We start from the raw sequence: 18,411 nt of genomic DNA, 5'->3' as shown, positions 1-18,411 counted from the left end.
CCAGGGTGAAGGGTCCGGCACCGCGGACGGCAGAAAACCGCGTGAGAAGGGCGGCGGGTGGATATGCCTTCGGGCTGGGAGTGGGACGACACACTGTTCTCGGGTGCGGCCCCGTATTACGAGCGCGGGCGGCTCCCGTATGCACCCGGGCTCGCGGACACGCTCGCCGAGGCTCTGGCGCTCGACGGCCGGGGACGTCTGATCGATGTGGGCTGTGGACCCGGCGTCCTGGCCCTCGGCCTGGCGTACTTGTTCAGCGAGATCGTCGGCGTCGACCCGGACAGCGGCATGATTGCGGAAGCCGGCCGCGGGGCCGCCGAGGCAGGAGTGGCCGGGAAGGCGCACTGGGTGCAGGCCCGGGCCGAGGATCTGCCCGCAGGGCTTGGGGAGTTCACCGTCGCGACCTTCGGCCAGTCGTTCCACTGGATGGATCGAGAGCTGGTGGCGGCAACCGTCCGGGACATGCTCGCGCCCAGCGGGGCGCTGGTGCACATCTCGGACGTGAAGTCGGAGCCCCGAGCCGTCGACGGTCTTCCGTATCCGGCGGTGCCCTATGAGGTGATGGCGGAGCTGGTCAGGCACTACCTGGGACCGGTCCGCCGGGCCGGCCGGGGAGTGCTTCGGCACGGCGCACCCGACGGTGAGGCGGAGGTGCTCGTCCGGGCGGGATTCTCCGGTCCTGAGCGCCGTGTGGTTCCCGGCGGGCAGCCGCTGGAACGCACGTGTGACGACGTCGTCGCGTGGTGTTCTCGATGTCCATCTCGGCTCCGCACCTTTTCGGCGCGCGCCGTGACGCCTTCGAGGCGGAGCTGCGTGGTCTCCTGCGGGAGGCCTCCCCGTCGGGCCGGTTCTCCGAACGCGTCCCGAGCACCGAGGTCTTCGTCTGGCGCCGGGCTCCTGCAGGGACCGGGCAGGTTCGCTGAAGTCCTGTCCGGGGCGAGCAGCGAAATCGAGTGGTCGATGAGTCCCCCTCACCATAGGTTCGACCACATGACTGACGAGTGTTTCGGGCATCCGCGGCTCGCCGCGATCTACGACCCGCTCGACTCCGATCGCAGCGACCTCGACGTGTACGCCCTGATGGCGAAGGAGTTCGGGGCGCGCCGGGTACTGGACATCGGTTGCGGGACAGGTGTGTTCGCGCTCCTGCTGGCGGATCGCGGGATCGAGGTCGTCGGCGTCGACCCCGCCGGGGCGTCCATCGACGTGGCCCGGGCCAAACCGGGCAGCGACCGGGTGCGATGGATCTGCGGTGATGCGACAGCGCTCCCGCCACTGCGGGTCGACCTCGCGACCATGACCGCGAACGTCGCCCAGCAAATCGTCGATCCGCAGGCATGGCGGAAGACCCTGAGGGGTGCGTACGAAGCGCTGCGGCCCGGCGGACGTCTGGTGTTCGAGACCCGGGATCCGGCCAGGCGTGCCTGGGAGGAGTGGAACCGCGAGGCCTCGTATGGCGTGACGGAGATCCCCGGTGTCGGTTCCGTCGAGAGCTGGTACCAGTTGATCGAGGTGACCGGGCCGCTGGTGACATTCCGCTCGACCTACGTGTTCGCCGCGGATGGGCAGGTGCTGACGTCGGATTCGACGTTGCGATTCCGCGAGCGGCAGGAGGTCGAGGCGGAGCTGGTCGCGCAGGGGTACGAGGTGGAGGACGTCCGTGACGCGCCCGACCGGCCGGGCAGGGAGTTCGTCTTCCTCGCGCGACGTCCGGAGACCGGCCACGTCTGAGGTCCGGCGGGGTGCCGGCGAGCGCGTCACCGGTCATGGCCGTGCATCGCGCCGCCGGGTCACCGGGCGTGAGCTGTCGTGTGCCCGGATGGGATGCGAGCTCCTTCGCCCAGTGAGTGCGTGGCCCGGTCGGCGGACATGCCGACACCACCGCCCGTTCGAGCCGTACCAGTGCGAGACCCGGACGGTCGTTGCCGTCCGGCCGGCGAGCGGACCTGGGTGGCCGGGGTTCGGCGCGCCACAGCATCCGAGAAGCTCATCGCCGGTTACGCCGCTTTGCGCCGACGCCGACGAGTTCAGCTCCGACGCGCTGGGCGAGGTGCCCGGTCCGGTCGAGATCTCCGTGATCATCGGGTCGTTCGTGGCGTCGGCCACGACCTACGACATCAGGTGCTGATCAGTCGACCTCGTCTCGGCGGGGTGCTGTCTCTTCCGGAGACCGCACCGCTGGGCGGCAGTGGTGGTGGCGATGCTTCGCCCTCACCGCTCAGGCGTGACGGGCCGCACTGTCGGCGATTTCCTGCAGGGCGGCCATGTGACCGATCAGGGCGCTTCGCCCGTCATCGGTGAGTGCGAGCCATGTCCGGGGCGTCTTGCCGACGTACCCTCTGCGCACCGAGACGTAGCCCAGGTCCGCGAAGGCGGAGACGTTCTTGGAGAGGTTCGAGGGCGAGAGGTCGCAGTACTCCTGGACGGCGCGGAATTCCGCCTCGTCGCAGCCGGAGAGGAAGGCTGCAATCCGGATGCGGGTGACGGTTCGAAACGCATCGTTCAGCTCGGCCGTCATGCGCGGACCTGCTTGTGCAGCATGAACCAGGTGTAGAGGAATACGGCCAGGCCCAGCCCGCCCCAGATCCACCGAAGGTCCGGGCTGACGGCCAGCGCGCAGATCAGGATGAGTACACAGGAGTTGATGGTGCGGCGGCGTGTCTCACGTGCGGGACCGCGCAGGCCGGTGATGCCCTGCCGGGCCCGGATACGGGTCAGGATCTGGTCGGCCGCCAGAGCGAGGAGGACGGCCCCGCCGATGGTCAGTGCCTTCAACCAGTGGGGTGAGGGGCTGAATCCGCCCAGCGCTATGGCGGCGCCCAGGAGGAAACCGCAGGTGGGCGGCGCCCATGCCGGCAACTGGGGTTCGACGGAGGACCGGTAGGACAGGCGGGCCTGCTCGAGATCGTGTCGTGCTTCTTCGGCGTCCACAGTTGCCATCCTGGCATGCACTTTCCTGATTTTCAACAGCTCACTTCCAGGAAAGTACTGTCCGTTGCGTCTCCGGCAGCCCCGTACCGACTGCCCCGGCAGCCCCATCAGCGGCCGCGGCTGGGTGGTCACCGCGGCGCTCCAGCCACCCGCTTCGGTCAGGAACGAAGAGTCCAGGTCGGACCGCTCCTCAGTCGATACGGCCCCGTGAGAGTGGATGCAGGGTGTGGTCCCACGCGGTCCGGCCCGAAGTCATACGTCTCGGTCGGCTTCCCGCGCCGTACGCTCCAGCCGGCTTCGATGGTTCTCCCACCACGCCGGGTCGTCCGTCGGCATGCTGTCGTTCCCCTTGTTCATCCCCACGGCACCGTCCATGAGTTCACGGAGGATATCGGCGTGCCCGGCGTGCCGGTGCGTGTCGGCGATCACCCGCACCACGGCATGATGCAGCGTCACCTCGTTCTTGCCGCTCGGCCACCACGGCACCTTGCCGATCGTGTCCAGCGCCAGCGCGTCGATCGTTGCGTCTGCGTACGCCCAGGCCCGGCGGTAGAGCTCCACGACGTACTCGCGTGACTCGTCGGCGGTGGCCCACATGTCCGCGTTGGGCTCGGCATCGTTCTCGAGCCAGGGCAGCGGCTCGCCGGACGGCCGTCCGAAGGTGTCGCCGAGGTAACCCAGTTCCACGCCGGCCACGTGCTTCACCAGGCCCAGAAGGTTGGTGCCGGTGGGTGTCAGCGGGCGGCGGATGTCGTACTCGGAGAGTCCTTCGAGCTTCCACAGGAGGGCGTCGCGGGCGGACTGCAGGTAGAAGTGAAGGTCGGCCTTGGCATCCGATGCGGTCATGGGGGCAGTCTGCCGCTCGGGCGATCCTTGCCCACGCCTTTTCGCCGTTCGCGGCGGACCGGATCGACCGGCGTGGTGAGTGAGCCGGCCCAAATCGCTGGAGAACAGGGCAAGATCGGCAGGTACGGGGAAGGTCCGGTCCATGTTGAGCTGAACGGTCTGCGCGTGCTCGCCGGTGGCCGCGACGTCGGTACGGGCGCGCAGACCCGGGCCCTGGGCTGAACGCCCGTGGCCGAGGTCGCTGCTCCTCAGGGTCCGGACGGGCGTGGGCTCGCCGAGTGCCCTTGTCTCGCCGAGTGTCATTGTGATGGAAGAGACGATGAACTCTGATGAGTCTTGTGAGACCCCATGAGAGGCTTCTCATCGCATACGGCACAGTGCCGTTGAGCAAATCGTAGGGGGAATCCCAGTGATCATCACCCGACGTCGGCGTGCGCTTCGGGGCGCGCTCGCCGCCACCGCCGTCACCGTCGCGATGGCGGCCACGGCCGGTACGGCCTTCGCCTCCGGCGGCCCGGCCGGGGCCGGCCAGGCGCGTTCCGGGGTCGAGCAGCAGGCCCGAGACGCGCAGAGCCCGAGGCCGAGCGCCCGCGCGGCTGCCGCTCCGGTGGAAACACCCAGCTTCGCCATGAACGCCGTTCGCAAGCAGACCAACGAGCTGTACATGTACTTCACGGACGGCCAGGGCGGCTTCAAGCCCCAGGAGGACGTGGGGGTCACCTTCGAAGCCTTCGCCGACGTGATCGATGTCGACAACGACAAGGACGGGTGGAGCGACGGCACCTGGTTCGCCTACAAGAACGGGACCCTGCAGTACAGCTGGATCGACGACGACCTCGGGTACCACAGTGCGCAGGTCGGCAAGGGCTGGAACATCTACCCCACCCTCCTCTCCCCCGGCAACCTCGGCGGAGCCCAGGAGGCCGACCTCATAGGCCTCGACAAGGCCGGTGTTCTGTGGGGGTATCTCGCGTACCCGGACGGCACACTCACCTCGCGCATACGTATCGGCGGAGGCTGGGGCCAGTACGACCAGCTTGCCGGCCAGGGTGATCTGACCGGTGACGGCAAGGCTGACATCGTTGCCCGGGACAAGTCCGGCGTCCTGTGGCTCTACAAGGGCACGGGCAACTACAAGGCCCCCTTCGAGTCCCGCACGAAGATCGGCGGCGGCTGGAACGTGTACGACCGGTTGCTGTCGGTCGGTGACCTCGACTCCGACGGCAAGACGGACCTGATCGCGCGCCGGTCGAACGGTGACCTGTACCGGTACTCGGGCACGGGCGACGCCCAGGCCGTGTACCAGAAGCCCGTCAAGATCGGCCACGGGTTCCAGGCCTACAACCTGCTGTAGCAGTACGTATCGACAGGACGGGACGGGCCGCTTCCTCCGGTTCGAGGACGGCCCGTTCCGTCCGCCCCCGGCGCTCGGGGCGTGAGGCGTCGTGCGCCCGGACGGGACGCGGACGCTTGTGTCCGCCGGGTCCGCGGCAGGGCCGTCCGCGACACGCGGACAACACCTCCTCGGGGCAAGAGTTGTTGTGAAGAACGGCGGCGAAGGCCCGGGACCTCGTTGCGTGCTGTCGGCAGTGCACGACTGCACGCGAACAGCCCGGTGATCGGTCCGGGCCCGGACCCTCGGCCGGCTGACGCCGGTGGGCGGCGGTCCGACTGCGGGAGCGCCGGTTCATCGCCTGGCGGCCGAAGGCCCGGATGCCGGCATCGTCTTGACGGCCCGCTCGACCCCCGCCGGCCGAGGAGTGCTCCGCCGTCTCGTCGGTCACGCCTGGATACTCACCCGAGCCGGCGAACCGCGAGGGCGACGGCCCCGTCCGGGCGGTCATGTGCCGCGCAGCACTGCGGTGTTCAGGTGCGGCGCGCGGCCCACACCGAGCGCTCGGTGCGTACCGTCAGGTCGTCGCGGCGCAGGATGCTGTGGGGGCTGTCGGTGTCGAGGAGTTGGTCGAGAGCGGTGAGGTCTTCGGTTGTCAGCGCCTGGGCGACGCCGCCGCGCACGCGGGTCAGGCTGCTGAGTGCGTAGCGGCCGACGGCCTCGGTGTGGGGCGGCCCCAGGTTGACGGTGATGAGGCGTTCGCCCTCGACGGTGAAGCCGGCAGCGGTCAGCTTGGGTCCCCAGTCGGCGCCGCGGTGGGGCATGTGCTCGGCATGGTGGCGGTCGAGTGCGGCGTGGCAGCGCTCTTCGAGTCCGGGACGGTTTGCCGGGGCGTCCTCGGGCAGGAAGCGCGGGAAGCCCGCCAGTTCGACGACGGCGAACAACCCGCAGGGGGCGAGTGTGTCGTGGACTTGGCGCAGGGTGCGGTCGGGGTCGGCCATGTGGTGCATGGAGGCTGATGCCCACACCAGCTCGGGCGTGCCGAGCTCTGGCCAGGCCCCGTCCAGGTCGGCCTGAACGGTGCGCACCCGATCGGCGAGACCGTCGGCCTCGGCCTTGTGCCGCAGGCGGTTCAGGTGGCTGGTCGAGGTGTCGACGGCGGTCACCTCGGCCCTGGGGAAGCGCTTGAGCAGGGCGAGGGTGCCGGCCCCGGTTCCGCAGCCCAGATCCACGATGTGGCGGGGGTCGGCCTTGACGGGCAGCCATGCGGTGATGGAGGCGATGTGCTCGGCGAGCACCTCGGCGTCCAGGTCGAGGATCTCCGCCTGGCCGTCGGCGTCGTGCTCCGGTTCGTGGGCAGGGTGGGCGCCGTGGTCGTGCGCTGCGTGTGGGGAGGTGTGTGTCATGGCGCCCACGCTAAGAGGAGCACGAGCGTGCGGCCCGGTCGCTTCCCGGAAGAGCAAGAGGGTGGCCGCTCGGCCTGCCGTCCGCGCAAGGAGCCGGCGGCCTTGGCGGCGAAGAGCCATCCGGTGGGGCTGGGATCAACGCGGCGGGCTGCTCGCGTCCCGGGTGCTGTCGTCGTTGCGTTGGTGGCCGCGGCGGGCGTCGCGGTCGAAGATGCCCAGGATTTCGCATGGCCCGCCTTCGGCGCCGATGGCGTGCGGGAGCATCGTGGGGAACTCGGCGGCCTGGTTGGTCTCCACGCGGAAGCGCCGGTTGCCCAGGAGCAGGACGGCGGTGCCGGAGAGGACGACGAGCCATTCGCGGCCCGGGTGGGCGCGCATGCGTGCGGGGCTGTCGGGCGGTGGGTTCGTCATGCGCTGGCGCATGACGGTCATGCCCGGGTCCGCCCTGATGGGCCAGCGCATCAGCTGGTGGGCGGCGTCGATCATCGGGCTGGAGATGACATCGTCCGTGGCCGTCTCGACCAGTTGGTCGAGCGTGGTGTCCAGGGCGCGCGCGAGGGTGACGAGCTGGTCCAGAGCGAGGCGGCGCTGACCGTTCTCGATCCGGCTGAGCGTGGAGGGGCTGAGCCGGGCGCGGGTGGCCAGTTCGTCCAGGGACCAGCCCTGCGCCACGCGCAGCGCGCGGACCCTTTTGCGTACCAGGCTGTCGAGATCCCCATCGTCTTGCGTCATAAGCAACACCTTATGCCTTATGCGCAAGCGATGCTTAGTGTGGCCGGACCAGGGCCCGCCCGGGCCTGCTCACCGCGAGAAGAGGTACGGCCATGCCTGTGACGACTTTTGCGTACACGGCCGACGAGACCGTCGACGCTGTGGTGATCGGCGGTGGAGCTGCGGGTCTGAACGGCGCGCTGATGCTCGCCCGCTCCCGCCGCTCCGTCGTCGTGGTCGATGGCGGCACCCCCCGCAACGCGCCCGCGGAGGGCGTGCACGGCCTGCTCGGCCTGGAGGGCGTCGCGCCGACGGACCTGCTGCGCCGGGGGCGGGAGGAGGTGCGGGGCTACGGGGGCGAGGTGGTGGTCGGCGAAGTGATCTCCGCCGTCCCGGCCGGCCCCTCCACCGAGGGCGATCCGCGCTTCACGGTCACGCTGGCCGACGGCAGCGCCGTGCAGGCGCGCCGGCTGCTGGTCGCCACCGGCCTTCGCGACGTACTGCCTGAGGTTCCCGGACTGGCTCGGCACTGGGGACACGCCGTGGTGCACTGCCCGTACTGCCACGGCTGGGAGGTGCGCGACGAACCCATCGGGGTCCTGGCCGTGGGCCCGGCCTCCGTCCACCACGCGCTGCTGTTCCGGCAGTTGACCGACGACCTGGTCTACTTCACCCGCGGCACCGGTCTGGACGAGGAGACCCGTGCGCGCTTCGCCGCCCGCGACATCCGCATCGTCGACACCCCGGTGGCAGCGGTCGAGTCCACCGGGGACGGCCACATCGCGGGTGTGCGCCTGACCGACGGGCAGATCGTGGCCCGTCGCGTTCTCGCGGTGGCGACCGGCCTGCAGGCCCGCACCGAAGGCCTGGCCGGTCTGAACCTGCCGATGCAGGACCTGCCGGGCGGCATGGGCCGTCACTTCGCCACCGGCCCGGGCGGCACCACGCAGGTCCGGGGCGTATGGGTGGCCGGCAACGCCACCGACCCGATGGCCCAGGTCGGCGCCTCCGCCGCTGCGGGCGCCCTGGCCGGCGCACACATCAATGCCGACCTGGCCACCGTCGACACCGATGCGGCCCTCGCCGCCGCGCGGCACGGCAGCTGACGCGTGGGTGCCGGGCGCACCTCCAGGGGTGCTCCTGGGCGGCGCGGACCCGGCCCGGGTGTTTCGTCGAGGAGTCGTGCTGTCGTGCGGGGTCAACCGGCTTCCGGTGCGGCGCACGAGAAGTCGTACACCGCCCAGTCGGTGAGTGTGCGATAGCCGAGGCGCTGGTAGAGGGCGTTGCTGGTGGGGTTGGACAGGTCCGCGAACAGGATGACGTCCCTCGCGCCCGCGGCCAGCGCGGCCCGGCTCACCTCCGCCGTAACGGCGCCCGCGTAGCCGTGGCCGCGCAGGTGGGCCGGGGTGTAGACGATGTCCACCTGGATCTGGCCGCCGATCATCGGGTTCATGCCCGCGATGGAGACGGGAGTACCGTCCGGGGTCTCCCAGAGCGTGTAGCGCTTGTCGGCGAAGCGCGTGCTTGCCCAGGAGGCGGCGCCCATGGGGACGGCTTCCCCGACGGCCTTGGCGAACTCGCCGCACCAGAACATGACTTGCTCAAGGTCCTGCTCGCCCAGGACGCGGCCCCGGCCCGCCGGCAGCGGCTCCGGTGGGGTGAGCGTGCCGAGACGGTACAGACGGAGCCGTGTGTCGCGGAGTTTCGGCGTCGCCCCGGTGTGCCGCTGCCAGGCCTCCGCGAAAGCGGTGGCGGTGCCGTGGTCCGCGCTGACGGAGAGAGGGGAGTGCCCGAGGGCGGCCAGGCGGGCGGCGAGGGAGTCGGCCTGCTCGGGCGTGAGTGGAGAGAGGCCGAAGCCACGGGGCGAGAGGCGGTAGAAGGTGGCGCGGACCTCGCCCGCGTGCTCCAGCACGCCGAAGACGGGGGCTCTGGTGCCGAACGCGTCCGCCCCACGCGTTCGCACTCTCTCGGCCCACGTCAGCTGCATGACGTGCGGGCCGGGCCGCGCGCGCAGGAAGTCTCCGGCTCGGGCGAGGAAGCCGTCGACGTCTTCGGTCAGGTGCCAGTCATCCGGTCGCATGCTTCAGGATTCTCCATGCTGCGGGTGTGCCCCGTGTTTTTCCGCCAGGGCGAGACCGCAGGGCTTCCCCGCCGTTGCCCGGGCTTCTGTGCCGGGAAGGTGGTGATCGTCCTTTTCGCTCCTTCGGCCGGCTCTTCCGACAGGCGCGCGGCGAGGGCGAGTCCAGCCCGGTCCAGCAGCGCGTCGATCCCATCCGCGCGCAGCGGGCGGGACTCGAAGGGCACCGGATGACCGCCGTACGCCTGCGTCGGACGTGGACGCACCTCGTCTCCCACGTGGCCGGCCGTCATCGGATGGCCGCCGGGTGCGAGCGCAGGCCGAGTCGGACAGGGCACCGTCGGTCGCGGCCGAACGGTGCGGACAGGTGACCTGGTGTGGAGCATGTCCCTGCACAGACCGGCCGGGACTGTCCCGCGGGGGCGAGGTTCGGCATGTGCCGGCGGGGGAGCCGGAGTTCAGCGGAGATGTCCTCGACGGGCCAGGATCTGGATTCCCTTCGACTCGTGTCCGTTCATGGTGGCGACGGTGATTCGGCGGGTGTCGGCGATCTCGAAGTCTGCAAGCAGGGAGGTGAACCGGTCGCTCGGGTGGTGGCGGCAGACTGTGCCGTCGCTGGTCTCGAACACTCCGTAGGTGCCGTAGCGTTCCGCGAAGCCGGCATAGCGGTCACGATTGCGCTCGTCGTCCTGGAGCAGCAGGTCGCTGAGGTAGAGCATTCCGTCCGGTTTGAGAACGCGGCTCAGCTCGCCGAGCAGCCGTCGCTGTGCGTCGTTGCCGGGTATGCAGGTCAGCACCGCGAAGAGGAGGACCACGTCGAGGCTTGCGTCCGGATGGGCGAGCGTCGGCGGTGCGTCCAGTACGTCGAAGTGCATCGTGGGATGCAGGGCGCGTGCCCGGGAGATCATCCCCGGTGAGGTGTCGACGCCGGAGAGGTTGGTGAAACCCTGCTGTGCGAGGGCTTGCATGGTCCGGCCGTAGCCGCAGCCGTAGTCCAGGATCACGGCATGCCCGTCGACGTCGTCCAGCCACGGCAGGTGCAGTGGATGCGTGAACGTCTTGGTCGTCGCTGCGGCGTCCCAGTAGGCGGTCTGGCTGTCGAGGTCGGACATGGCGGATACCTCCATCGCGCTCTGAAACAGCGGTCGCGCTGCATGATCTCGGATCCCGTGACCCGTCCTGCCGTGTCTCACTCAAATCCGGCCAAGTGTGCCCGGGCCTCACTGAGCTGCCACGTGAGTGCCTCGAGTCCGGCGGATTCGATGGACAGCTCGATGCGCGAAGCGGTCCAGCCACTTCGACCGTAGAAATGCCGCGACCGCCGCACCTGCACAAGACCGGAACTCTCCAGAACTTGCCCACACACGACCGGGGCCCAGCCGCACGTGCCTACAGAAGAGCGGGACTGCCTGCACATCGCAGAGACAGGACACAGAAGGTCGCGATCGATCACCCTCCGTGATTTAGAACACTATTGCAAGCATGTGCTTGCAATAGTTAGCGCGGATGGCGCACTATCGAGTCATGGCATCACTCAACGTCGGCAATCTCGGTGAGTACCTGCGCGAGCAGCGCCGCAATGCGCAGCTCTCGCTGCGGCAGCTCGCCGATGCCGCCGGGGTGTCCAACCCGTATCTCAGCCAGATCGAACGCGGGCTGCGCAAGCCGAGCGCCGAGGTGCTGCAGCAGGTGGCCAAGGCGCTGCGGATCTCCGCGGAGACCCTCTATGTGCGGGCCGGGATTCTGGATGAGCGGGAGCGGGAGGAGCTGGAGACCCGGGCGGTCATTCTGGCTGATCCGTCCATAAACGAGCGGCAGAAGAACGTGCTGCTGCAGATCTACGACTCCTTCCGCAAGGAGAACGGGTTCGAATCCGGCCCGGCGGACGCCGGTGACGAATCCGGCCTCAGCGCCGACGGCACAGATGCCGATACAGCTTCAAAGCCTTCACCACCCTCAAACTGAGCTGATGATCCGGGAGGACCACAGTCATGGCCATCACCGATGACCTGCGCAAGACCCTCACCGACCCGACCCCCCTCTACTTCGCGGCCGGTACGGCCGATCTCGCCGTCGAGCAGGCCCGGAAGGTCCCGGCGCTGATCGAGCAGTTGCGGGCCGAGGCGCCCGAGCGGTTCGAGGCGGTGCGCAACGCCGACCCGCGTGCCGTGCAGGAGAAGGTGACCACGCACGCCAAGGAGGCGCAGGCCACCGTGCAGGCGAAGGTCACCGAGGTGCTCGGTTCGCTGGACACCGATCTGAAGAAGCTCGGCGAGTCCGCCCAGGACCTGGCGCTGCGGAGCCTGGGTGTGGCCGCGGAGTACGCGGTCCGGGCCCGGGAGACGTACGAGAAGGTCGCCGAGCGCGGCGAGCAGACCGTGAAGACGTGGCGCGGCGAGTCCGCCGACGAGCTCGTCGAGATCGCCGTCGTCGTCGAGCCGAGGCGGGAGTCCCAGCCCAAGCCGAAGACGCAGCCCGCCGCCAAGGCCGAGCCGGCCGCCAAGAGCGAGCCGAAGAACACGGTCAAGGCGGAGCCCCGCTCCGCGGCGGCGACGCCCAAGAAGGCGCCGGTGCGCAAGCCCGTGGCGAAGAAGACCACCCCGCCGACCGCCAAGTAGCGCCGCAGCCGGTGTGTACCGGGGCGCGGGGCGGGCACCTTTCGGGGTGGCCGGCTCGTTGTCCCGGTACCTTGGCGGCGAGGCGCTCATCCACTTGTTAGGCGGTGCACACCATGTTGCTCACGGGGTTCAGCACACTCATCTGGTTGCTCTACCTGGTCATGCTGGTCCTGGCCGTGGTGGCACTGTTCCTGGCCGCGACGGCGCGCGAGGACGCGTACCGTGCCGCGGACAAGCAGAAGAAGTCCTTCTGGCTGATCATTCTCGGCATCACCGTTGCGGTGAACCTCTTCGTGCCGATGCTGTTCCTGCAGCTCGCCGGCGCGGTTGCGTCGATCGTCTTCATGGTGGACGTACGGCCCGCGCTGAAGGCGGTCTCGGGCGGCGGCGGTGGCCGGCGCGGTGGTTCCAGCAGCGACGGGCCGTACGGTCCCTACAACGGCGGGCGCTGAGCGCTCGCGGCCGACGCCGATCCGGGGCGGGGGCGCGGAAGCGATGAGCTCCGGCCCCGGTCGCGGTCGAGCAGCAGGACCGCGACGTCGTCCGTCAGCTCGCCGCCGTTCAGCTCGCGCACCTCGGTGACCGCGGCCTCCAGCAGCGCCTCGCCGCTGAGCCCCTCCGCCAGCTGACGGTTGATCATCGCGACCATGCCGTCCTGGCCGAGCCGCTGGGTTCCGTCCGGTCCGACGCGGCCCTCGATCAGCCCGTCCGTGTACATCATCAGGCTCCACGAGCCGCCGAGTTCGACCTGGCGGCGCGGCCAGCGCGCGTGCGGCAGAAGGCCCAGGGCCGGGCCGCCGTCCTCGTACGGGAGCAGCTGCGCCGCCCGACCCTGCCGGGTGATCAGCGGGGCGGGATGGCCTGCCAGGCAGAGTCCGGCGCGCCGGCCGTCGGGGGTGATGTCGACGGTGCAGAGCGTCGCGAAGATCTCCTCGCTCTCCCGCTCGTGCTCCAGGACCTGCTGGAGTGTGGAGAGCAGTTCGTCGCCGCAGAGTCCGGCCAGCGTCAGTGCCCGCCACGCTATGCGCAGTTCGACGCCGAGCGCCGCCTCGTCCGGGCCGTGGCCGCAGACGTCGCCGATCATCGCGTGGACGGTGCCGTCGGGCGTACGGACCGTGTCGTAGAAGTCCCCGCCGAGCAGCGCACGGCTGCGGCCCGGGCGATAGCGCGCGGCGAACCGCAGCTCCGAGCCCTGGAGCAGCGGCGTGGGCAGCAGCCCGCGTTCCAGCCGGGCGTTCTCCTGGGCGCGCAGCTTCGACTCGGTCAGCTGGTGCTGCGCGACGTCGGCGCGTTTGCGTTCGACGGCGTAGCGGATGGCGCGGGTGAGCAGCCGTCCGTCGAGCTCGCCGCGGAAGAGATAGTCCTGGGCGCCGACGCGCACCGCCTCAGCGGCCAGATCGGCGTCGTCCTCCGCGGTGAGTGCGAGGACGGCGTGGCGCGGTGCCATGCGAAGGACGTGCGTGAGCGTGGTGAGCTCGGCGGGCCCTTCGGCCCCCTCGCCGGCGCGCGTCTCGCTGCCCGGCGGCAGGGCCAGGTCCAGCAGGATGCAGTCGACGTCGTCCGTGAGGAGCCGTGCCGCCTCGGTCAGATTGCGGGCGGTACGGATACGGACCCGGGTGCCGGCCGCCGCCGGGAGTTCGGGGACGGTGAAGGTGCCCGCCGGGTCGTCCTCGATCACCAGGAGGGTGAGATGGGCGACGCGGGTGGCCTCCGCAGCGGGGGCGGTGCGCTGCTGCGGTACGGGTACGGGCATCGGTTCGGTTTCCTTCCCTCCCCCCGAGGGCGCGGCGGAACGACGATCGACGATCCGCCAGACCGGGACCATAGCGGTACCTGACGTGCGAACGGAATGGCGAATGGCATTCGACCACCGGCATATGCAGAGCCATAAGCCGCGTCCCACCACGGATCCGGCGAGATGTGCCCGCCCACGGGCGGGATGACGGCCATGACAAACATCACCCCGGCGGCGGGGGTTCGGGTGGCGTGGCTCACGGGGCGACCGGCCGGCGGCGTGGCCCCGGTCACGCGGGCGGACCGGACGGGCGGGGCGTGGTCCCGGTCACGCGCGGCGGTCGACCGGGCGTGACCCCGGACACGTGCGGGAGGGGCCGCTGGGCGAACCTGCCGTGACCGCCGTGACCGGGGTTGCGTGGCCCGGTTCGTGCGGACAGGACGTACCCGTCCGCTCACCTGTCCGGGCGGACCACCCCGAGGATCTCCATCGAACCCGCTCCCGCGAGCGTCACATTCCGTCCCGGGCGCGGCGCGTGCACGATGGCGCCGTCGCCGATGTACATCCCCACATGGCTGGCGTCACCGTGATAGATGATCAGGTCACCGGGGCGCATGTCCTCGACGGCGATGTGCGGCAACTGCCGCCACTGCTCCTGCGAGGTGCGGGGAATCGGCCGTCCCGCCGCCGCCCACGCCTGGGACGTCAGGCCCGAGCAGTCGTACGATCCCGGGCCCTCGGCTCCCCATACGTACGGCTTGCCGATCTGCGACGTCGCGAAGGCCACCGCCTTCTTGCCGCTCGCGCTCGCCGCGCGGTTGATCTCCTTGAGGGCGCCGGAGCCGAGCCAGGCGGTCTGCGCCTTGTACTCCGCCTCCTGCTCCAGCTCGAGGAGGCGGGCCCGCTCCTCCTTCTCCAGCTTCGACTCGAGCTTCTTCGCGGCGGCGATCTGCGCGTTGATCTGCTTCTTGGCCTTGGCCTGCTTGAGCCGGTTGGACTCGAGCTTCTTCCAGTTGGCGCTCGCGTCCTTGGTGTACATCTCCAAGTCCGCCTGGCTCCTGGTCAGTTCGCCGAGGACCCCCTTGGCGGCCTGCTGACCCTGCCAGGCCCGGTTCAGCCCGTCCAGGAACAGCTGCGGGTCGTTGCTGAGCATCAGTTGTGTGCCCGGCGGCAGTCCGCCGGTGCGGTACTGCTCGCGGGCCTGGGCGCCCGCCCTGCTCTTGAGGTCGGCGATCTTCGCCTGCCCCGCCACGATCGCCCGCGCCAGTCCGACGATCTCGCTGGACTGCTTCCGGGCCCGTTCCTCGGCGAGGTTGTACGCGTCGGTGGCCGCCCCGGCCTTCCGGTAGAGGGTGTCGATCTCCTCGCGCACCTCTTCGAGGCTCTTCTTCTGCGGAGTTGCGGGGGAGCCGGGCGCGGGGGAGGGCGGGGCAGGTGCGGCGAAGGCCTGGGCCGGCGCGGTCAGCACGGCCAGAGCGCAGACCAGAGTGATCGCGGCAGCGGCACAGTGGCGTCGGTTCATGGGCTCCCCCTCCGAGTGAATCTGATTTACCGTCAGTAACTTTTGGCGACGGCGCGATCGTGCCACGCCGTACCGAAAAGCAACAGAGGCATTCCCCGCCATCTGGGACGAACGATGCCGCTCCCGTGTTCCCGGGCGCACCGTTCCGGGCGTGAACCTCACCCTGTTCAGGGCGTGTCGGCCGGACGGTCACACGCCACCCGGCACCGGACGGCCGATCGGTCACCGCTCGGTGCCTGTCGGGCTACGCCTCGGGCCGCAGCGCCGCCCACGCCACGGTGACCTCGCCCTGCCGCCACCGCCGCACCCCGTCCGTCAGCGGCCAGTCGGCCGACAGCGCGCGCACCGCCGTGATCCAGCGTTGCCGCGCCCCCAGTGAGGCGTACGGGGCCGCCGCCGCCCACGCCCGGTCGAAGTCGCGAAGGAACGCGTGGACCGGTTCGCCCGGCACATTGCGGTGGATCAGCGCCTTGGGCAGGCGCTCCGCGAGATCGGAGGGGCGCTCCAGGGAGCCGAGGCGGGTCGCGAACGTGACCGTGCGCGGCCCCTCCGGGCCGAGTGCCACCCACACATGCCGTCGCCCGATCTCGTCGCAGGTGCCCTCCACCAGCAGTCCGTCGGGGGCGAGCCGGGCGCACAGCCGCTGCCAGACCGCGGCGACCTCGGCCTCGTCGTACTGACGCAGCACGTTCGCCGCCCGGATGAGGGTGGGGCGGCCGGCCAGCGGGATCTCGAAGCCGCCGTGGACGAAGGTGAGCCCCTCGCGCTCGTACGGCTTCGCCGCCGCGACCCGCTCGGGGTCGATCTCGATGCCGACGACCGCGGTGCGCGGTTCGGCCGTGCGCAGGCGTTGCAGCAGCTCGACGGCGGTCCAGGGGGCGGCGCCGTACCCGAGGTCGACCGCGACGGGGGTGTCGGAGCGGCGCAGGGCGGGGCCGTGGGTGGCGGCGATCCAGCGGTCCATGCGGCGGAGCCGGTTCGGGTTGGTGGTCCCGCGGGTCGCGGTGCCGATGGGGCGCATGACAGCGAGCCTAACGAGCCCGACGCACCCCGCGGCCCCGCGGGCCGGGGCGGTCCGTGGCCGGGCTGTACCGCCGGACCCGGGCGGGGTGCGGTCGTGGTGACGCGCTGTGCGCGAGCGTAATGATTTGGCAAAGTGGCAGGCGGGGCGGAAATGAAATGGCTGCGTTCCGCTGTTCAAGGCTTTCGAGGGAGCGCCATGCCCCCTCGGTGTCATGCCCCGAGCGAGGAGGACCGGACGACGTGAGCCAGTACGTCTCTCGGCTCGGCAGCAACCGTATGGCGCCGCGCCTGAGGTTCCCGACCGCCTTCCCCGGCAGTCACCGCAAGCCCCGTCGCATAGCGATGCTCTCCGTGCACACCTCCCCGCTGCACCAGCCGGGCACGGGTGACGCGGGCGGCATGAACGTCTACATCGTGGAGCTCGCCAAGCGGCTCGCCGCGCTCAACATCGAGGTGGAGATCTTCACCCGGGCCACCACCGGCGCCCTGCCCCCGTCGGTCGAGCTGGCGCCCGGCGTGCTGGTCCGGCACGTCGACGCGGGGCCGTACGAGGGTCTGGCCAAGGAGGATCTGCCCGCCCAGCTCTGTGCCTTCACGCACGGTGTGATGCAGGCATGGGCCGGTCAGCGCCCCGGCTACTACGACCTGGTCCACTCCCACTACTGGCTCTCCGGCCACGTCGGCTGGCTCGCCGCGCAGCGCTGGGGCGTTCCCCTCGTCCATGCCATGCACACCATGGCGAAGGTGAAGAACGCGGCGCTCGCCGACGGCGACACCCCCGAACCGGCTGCCCGGGTTATCGGCGAGACCCAGATCGTCAGCGCCGCCGACCGGCTGATCGCCAACACCGCGGAGGAGGCGGACGAGCTCGTCCGCTTCTACGAGGCCGATCCGGCGGCCGTCGCCGTCGTCCACCCCGGGGTCAACCTGGACCGCTTCTGCCCCGCCGACGGCCGGGCCGCCGCCCGGGCCCGCCTCGGGCTGCCCCAGGACGCCCTCATTCCGCTCTTCGCGGGCCGCATTCAGCCGCTGAAGGCCCCCGATGTACTGCTGCGCGCGGTGGCCGTGCTGCTGGACTGCGATCCGTCACTGCGGTCCCGCATGGTCGTACCGGTGGTCGGCGGCCCCAGCGGCAGCGGTCTCGCCAAGCCGGAGGGGCTGCAGAAGCTCGCGGCGCGGCTCGGCATCACCGATGTCGTACGGTTCCACCCGCCGGTCGGGCAGGACCGGCTCGCCGACTGGTTCCGGGCGGCGTCCGTGCTGGTCATGCCCTCGTACAGTGAGTCGTTCGGCCTGGTCGCCATCGAGGCGCAGGCGGCCGGCACCCCGGTCGTCGCGGCGGCCGTGGGCGGGCTGCCGGTGGCCGTACGGGACGGGGTGAGCGGCTTCCTGGTCCCCGGGCACGAGCCGCAGGCGTATGCGCAGCAGCTGGCCCGGTTCGCCGAGTCGCCGGAGCTCGTCGCCCGGATGGGTGCGGCGGCCGCCGCACATGCGCAGGGCTTCGGCTGGGACACCGCCGCGTCCGCGACCGCCGACGTCTATACGGCCGCGATGCACGAGCACCGCCGTCGCGTACGCTCGCACCATGGCTGACGTTGATGCGCCGCAGGTCAAGCAGGCAGAGCAGGTCATCGAGGCGACGCTGAAGGACGCCGGGCTGGAATGGGAGAGCCCCGAGCCCGGCAGTTACGTGGTGAAGCTGCCCGGTACCCGCAAGCTCTCCACCACCTGCTCGCTGCTCGTCGGCAGGCACTCGCTCTCCCTCAACGCCTTCGTCATCCGCCACCCGGACGAGAACGACGCGGCGGTCCACCGCTGGCTGCTGGAGCGCAACCTCCGGCTCTTCGGCGTGAGTTACGCGATCGACCGGCTCGGTGACATCTATCTGGCCGGCCGGCTGCCGCTCTCCGTCGTCACCCCCGAGGAGCTGGACCGGCTGCTCGGTACGGTCCTCGAGGCGGCCGACGGCTCGTTCAACACGCTGCTGGAGCTGGGCTTCGCGAGCGCGATCCGCAAGGAGTACGCGTGGCGGGTGTCGCGCGGTGAATCCACGCGGAACCTGGATGCGTTCACGCATCTGACTCAGCGCCCCGCCAACTGACCTTTACCGTCCCGTCGATTCGGCAGTGCATGACTCTTTCGCTGCACTGCCGCACCGTGGCATGCTCACCGCCGACGCAGATATGAACGTCGTTCACATGCATGAAAG

Annotated in this window: 18 protein-coding genes and 1 pseudogene; 9 read left to right on the top strand and 10 right to left on the bottom strand. The window is 70.4% G+C overall.

The annotated features are described in order from the left end of the window. Window positions 1-63 precede the first annotated feature (63 nt). Window positions 64-923 (top strand): annotated as a pseudogene (locus tag OG878_RS18795) (class I SAM-dependent methyltransferase). A 67-nt stretch (window positions 924-990) separates the two neighbouring features. Beyond that, the gene (locus tag OG878_RS18790) at window positions 991-1,731 is read left to right on the top strand and encodes a class I SAM-dependent methyltransferase (protein WP_328887858.1); all 741 of its coding nucleotides are present in this window, start codon (window positions 991-993) and stop codon (window positions 1,729-1,731) included. A gap of 487 nt (window positions 1,732-2,218) precedes the next feature. Here the strand turns inward: OG878_RS18790 and OG878_RS18785 are convergent, their stop codons facing one another. The 3 genes from OG878_RS18785 to OG878_RS18775 form a co-directional block, all read right to left on the bottom strand. Further along, on the bottom strand, window positions 2,219-2,518 hold the full coding sequence (locus OG878_RS18785) for a transcriptional regulator (RefSeq protein WP_328887857.1): 300 nt from the start codon (window positions 2,516-2,518) through the stop codon (window positions 2,219-2,221). Then, on the bottom strand, window positions 2,515-2,940 hold the full coding sequence (locus tag OG878_RS18780) for a hypothetical protein (RefSeq protein WP_328887856.1): 426 nt from the start codon (window positions 2,938-2,940) through the stop codon (window positions 2,515-2,517). Before OG878_RS18780 ends, OG878_RS18785 begins: the two co-directional genes overlap by 4 nt. Window positions 2,941-3,183: 243 nt before the next feature. Further along, complete coding sequence (locus tag OG878_RS18775) at window positions 3,184-3,777, bottom strand: DinB family protein (protein WP_328887855.1); 594 nt, start codon at window positions 3,775-3,777, stop codon at window positions 3,184-3,186. A 409-nt stretch (window positions 3,778-4,186) separates the two neighbouring features. Here OG878_RS18775 and OG878_RS18770 point away from each other — a divergent pair, with 409 nt between their 5' ends. Then, window positions 4,187-5,131, top strand: coding sequence for an FG-GAP repeat domain-containing protein (locus OG878_RS18770; protein WP_328887854.1), 945 nt, complete (start codon window positions 4,187-4,189; stop codon window positions 5,129-5,131). Window positions 5,132-5,643: 512 nt separating this feature from the next. Here OG878_RS18770 and OG878_RS18765 read toward each other — a convergent pair. Both OG878_RS18765 and OG878_RS18760 read right to left on the bottom strand, forming a co-directional pair. Then, window positions 5,644-6,516, bottom strand: a complete 873-nt coding sequence (locus tag OG878_RS18765) for a class I SAM-dependent methyltransferase (protein WP_328887853.1) — start codon at window positions 6,514-6,516, stop codon at window positions 5,644-5,646. 135 nt (window positions 6,517-6,651) lie between these two features. After that, window positions 6,652-7,248, bottom strand: a complete 597-nt coding sequence (locus OG878_RS18760; protein WP_328887852.1) for a helix-turn-helix domain-containing protein — start codon at window positions 7,246-7,248, stop codon at window positions 6,652-6,654. Between the two features lie 92 nt (window positions 7,249-7,340). Between OG878_RS18760 and OG878_RS18755 the strand changes: the two genes are divergently transcribed. Further along, window positions 7,341-8,333 (top strand): NAD(P)/FAD-dependent oxidoreductase, encoded by a 993-nt coding sequence (locus OG878_RS18755; RefSeq protein WP_328887851.1) that lies wholly within the window; start codon window positions 7,341-7,343, stop codon window positions 8,331-8,333. A 92-nt stretch (window positions 8,334-8,425) separates the two neighbouring features. Here OG878_RS18755 and OG878_RS18750 read toward each other — a convergent pair whose 3' ends face one another. Both OG878_RS18750 and OG878_RS18745 read right to left on the bottom strand, forming a co-directional pair. After that, complete coding sequence (locus OG878_RS18750; protein WP_328887850.1) at window positions 8,426-9,307, bottom strand: GNAT family N-acetyltransferase; 882 nt, start codon at window positions 9,305-9,307, stop codon at window positions 8,426-8,428. 455 nt (window positions 9,308-9,762) lie between these two features. After that, complete coding sequence (locus tag OG878_RS18745) at window positions 9,763-10,416, bottom strand: class I SAM-dependent methyltransferase (RefSeq protein ID WP_328887849.1); 654 nt, start codon at window positions 10,414-10,416, stop codon at window positions 9,763-9,765. A gap of 412 nt (window positions 10,417-10,828) precedes the next feature. On the opposite strand from OG878_RS18745, the gene OG878_RS18740 reads away from it, so the two are divergent. The 3 genes from OG878_RS18740 to OG878_RS18730 all read left to right on the top strand — a co-directional run bounded on the left by OG878_RS18740 (window position 10,829) and on the right by OG878_RS18730 (window position 12,374). Next, a complete protein-coding gene (locus OG878_RS18740) occupies window positions 10,829-11,269 on the top strand; it encodes a helix-turn-helix domain-containing protein (protein ID WP_328887848.1) in 441 nt (146 codons plus the stop codon). A gap of 26 nt (window positions 11,270-11,295) precedes the next feature. After that, entirely contained in the window at window positions 11,296-11,922 is a 627-nt protein-coding gene (locus OG878_RS18735) for a hypothetical protein (protein ID WP_328887847.1), read from the top strand. Between the two features lie 113 nt (window positions 11,923-12,035). Next, entirely contained in the window at window positions 12,036-12,374 is a 339-nt protein-coding gene (locus OG878_RS18730) for a DUF2516 family protein (RefSeq protein ID WP_277327549.1), read from the top strand. Here OG878_RS18730 and OG878_RS18725 read toward each other — a convergent pair. From OG878_RS18725 to OG878_RS18715, 3 genes are all read right to left on the bottom strand, one after another. Beyond that, window positions 12,356-13,675 carry a PP2C family protein-serine/threonine phosphatase gene (locus OG878_RS18725; protein ID WP_328887846.1) on the bottom strand — a complete coding sequence of 440 codons (1,320 nt, stop codon included), beginning with the start codon at window positions 13,673-13,675 and terminating at the stop codon, window positions 12,356-12,358. The two genes, OG878_RS18730 and OG878_RS18725, sit on opposite strands and share 19 nt — an antisense overlap. 436 nt (window positions 13,676-14,111) lie before the next feature. Then, the gene (locus tag OG878_RS18720; protein WP_328887845.1) at window positions 14,112-15,179 is read right to left on the bottom strand and encodes a C40 family peptidase; all 1,068 of its coding nucleotides are present in this window, start codon (window positions 15,177-15,179) and stop codon (window positions 14,112-14,114) included. Between the two features lie 244 nt (window positions 15,180-15,423). After that, window positions 15,424-16,200: a class I SAM-dependent methyltransferase gene (locus tag OG878_RS18715; protein WP_328887844.1), complete on the bottom strand. Its 777-nt coding sequence runs from the start codon at window positions 16,198-16,200 to the stop codon at window positions 15,424-15,426. A 242-nt stretch (window positions 16,201-16,442) separates the two neighbouring features. Between OG878_RS18715 and mshA the strand changes: the two genes are divergently transcribed. Continuing rightward, window positions 16,443-17,795, top strand: coding sequence for a D-inositol-3-phosphate glycosyltransferase (gene mshA / locus OG878_RS18710; protein WP_328887843.1), 1,353 nt, complete (start codon window positions 16,443-16,445; stop codon window positions 17,793-17,795). Further along, complete coding sequence (locus OG878_RS18705) at window positions 17,788-18,303, top strand: YbjN domain-containing protein (RefSeq protein ID WP_328887842.1); 516 nt, start codon at window positions 17,788-17,790, stop codon at window positions 18,301-18,303. The genes mshA and OG878_RS18705 overlap by 8 nt, the downstream gene beginning before the upstream one ends. The last annotated feature ends 108 nt before the right edge of the window (window positions 18,304-18,411 follow it).

It is taken from the genome of Streptomyces sp. NBC_00316 (assembly GCF_036158715.1).
Classification (GTDB): Bacteria; Actinomycetota; Actinomycetes; order Streptomycetales; family Streptomycetaceae; genus Streptomyces.
The sequence above is the reverse complement of the archived record's forward strand: the minus strand, read 5'-3'. Positions and strand labels throughout refer to the sequence as shown.